The organism is Halorubrum sp. AJ67, from assembly GCF_000513435.1.
Genome location: NZ_CBVY010000010.1, coordinates 113,485 through 115,672, shown reverse-complemented (window position 1 = coordinate 115,672; position 2,188 = coordinate 113,485). Strand labels below are relative to the sequence as shown.

The window sequence follows — 2,188 nt, the reverse complement described above, 5'->3', positions numbered from 1 at the left end:
ATAAGGCCTTGCCGCCGCGTTCGATCGAGGAGAGCATCGCCAGCTCCGCGATCAGGGTCTTGCCGGAGGCGGTGGGGACGGCCGCGACGAGGCTCTCGCCGTCCAGCACCCCGGCCTCGACGGCCGCCTGCTGGGGCGGGTACAGCTCCGCGACGCCCTCCGCTTCGAGCGCCTCGCCGACGCCCGCGGGGAGCCCGGAGAGCGAACTCGGTTCCATTACCTGAGTCTGGTCCCCGACGCGATTTAAATCGTCGGAAGGGCTCGCTCCGCGCTTTTAAACGGTGAATTATCGAACCCAGACAGCCACGGTCGGCGCGCGCCTCCGAGGCCGCATCGCGGCCGAGGAGCGTCGCGCGAGGGAGTCAGTCGGTCGGAGCGAAGCGGAGACCGACTGACGAGGCTGGGGAGGTGTGAGGTGCGGTGCTGTGCGGTTGGGTGGGACTCGAAGGGGCAGCCGCGAGGCGGGCAGAGGTGACGCAAGCACCGCAGGGAGCGAGCACCGCGAGCGACCGAGGAGCGCAGCGAGCGTCTGCCCGCCTCGCGGCTGGGGCTTCGGCGGTCACAGTCGTGACGAGATCAGCAGCGTATAGCCGAGCGACTGGGGCTTCGGTGGTGTTCATCGTCGATACGCAATCAGCTATTTATAAATAGTCAGCAAAATCGTCGAATCCGTTCGTCGTCGATACGCCGACGGCGACGATTACTTATAAACAATCGACCGGATCAAGGTGCGACGCCGACCGTCAACAGCGTCCCCCACGTCCGATACCGGTCCACCATCGCCTCGCGCGTCTCGTAGCCGTCCGTCGGGAACGCCTCCGCGTCCGGAATCTCCGTCTCGCGGTCCGGGATCGCGTCCTGTGCGGCGACGTACAGCCCGGCCTCGCGGAACGCCTCGCGGTACTCAGCCCGGTCCCACAGCGTCATCTCCACGGAGATGTTCTCCTGCCACTCGTGGGTCGTCTCGCTCTCCGCAAAGTAGTTCACGGCGCAGTAGAAGGTCCCGCCCGGCCGCAACACCCTGCGGACCTCGCGGAGCGTGTTGACCGGATCGGCCGCGTAGTAGAACGCCTCCATCGAGAAGACGTGATCGAGCGAGTCGTCAGCGAAGGGCAACGCGTCGAAGTCGCCGACCACGAACCCGACCGCGTCGTCGTCGGTGTACTCGCGGGCGTTGCGGGCCATCTCCGGCGCGCCGTCGAGTCCGTAGCCGCGACTGATCCCGCGCTCGCGGAGCGCGCGGAGCGCGTAGCCGGAGCCGGTTCCGAGGTCCAACACGTCGTCGCCCGCCTCGACCGGCATCCGCGCTAAGACGTGTTTCGCGGTGTGCCAGTGTCGGTCCTCCATGCCGCGGTCCTTTCCGGTCGCCGCCCACTCGTCGAACTCCTCGCGAACGCTCATGTCGGGGGCGACGCGGAGGACGGTGAAAAGCGGCGGTGTTTTACCGACTCCCGCCGTCGGTCGCGGACATGAAGCGGCCGAAGTCGCTGCGTCGTCCGAACTTCCGGCTAGCGGACTCCGCCCAGCAGGCGGTCGGCGGCTTCCTGCTCGCCGGCCCGTTCGTCGTCACCGAGGAGGTGTGGGTGCTGGCGGCCGGGATGAACTGGACGCAGGCTGTGCTCGTGGCGGGACTCGTCGCCGCGATCGGGTACGCCGCGCTGTACCGGGCGGACACCGACCGCGATCCCGAGACCGAAACAGAAATTGCCGGGATCCCGGTGCGGTTCCTTTCGCTGATGATCGTCGCGTTCGGCTCCGTACTCCTCTTGGCCGTCCTCTTCGACGCGCCCGACACGTTCCTCATCGAGCAGGGCGTCGTCGGGAGAGAGCTGTGGATGACCACGCTCAAAGCGGTCTCCGTCGGCGCGGTGTTCAGCGTCGTCGGCGCGGCGACCGCCGACAGCGTGTTCTGAGGCGGCGAGCGACCGACCCGCCTCTCGGAAATCAGCCCGTCACGGCATCCGAGACGCCGTCACAGCACGACCGAGACGACCGCGAAGAGGATCAACACGCCGGCGATGTCACAGAGGTTCGTCACCACGGGGATCGTCGTGTCGTCGGGGTTGAGCCCGACGCGGTACGACACCTCGACGGCGACGACGCTGGCGACGACGACGAGGACCGCGAGCAGCATGCCGGAGACGAGTGATATCAGCAGTACCAGACCGAGCGCGAGCGACCCCNCCCG

Annotated in this window: 4 protein-coding genes; 1 reads left to right on the top strand and 3 read right to left on the bottom strand. The window is 67.6% G+C overall.

All coding sequences use genetic code 11. The annotated features are described in order from the left end of the window. A partial coding sequence (locus BN903_RS09910; protein ID WP_048077572.1) for a DEAD/DEAH box helicase occupies nt 1-217 on the bottom strand: 217 nt, incomplete at its 3' end. A 506-nt stretch (nt 218-723) separates the two neighbouring features. Beyond that, a complete protein-coding gene (locus tag BN903_RS09905) occupies nt 724-1,401 on the bottom strand; it encodes a class I SAM-dependent methyltransferase (protein ID WP_048077571.1) in 678 nt (225 codons plus the stop codon). A gap of 68 nt (nt 1,402-1,469) precedes the next feature. Between BN903_RS09905 and BN903_RS09900 the strand changes: the two genes are divergently transcribed. Further along, entirely contained in the window at nt 1,470-1,913 is a 444-nt protein-coding gene (locus tag BN903_RS09900; protein ID WP_048077570.1) for a DUF2391 family protein, read from the top strand. Between the two features lie 59 nt (nt 1,914-1,972). On the opposite strand, the gene BN903_RS09895 is transcribed toward BN903_RS09900, so the two are convergent. After that, on the bottom strand, nt 1,973-2,188 hold a 216-nt coding region (locus BN903_RS09895), incomplete at its 5' end, for a magnesium transporter (RefSeq protein WP_195155775.1).

What these genes read in the sequence shown, in the direction of transcription:
- BN903_RS09900 (WP_048077570.1), top strand. Translation starts at nt 1,470, where the DNA reads ATGAAGCGGCCGAAGTCGCTGCGTCGTCCGAACTTCCGGCTAGCGGAC.
- BN903_RS09905 (WP_048077571.1), bottom strand. Translation starts at nt 1,401, where the DNA reads ATGAGCGTTCGCGAGGAGTTCGACGAGTGGGCGGCGACCGGAAAGGAC.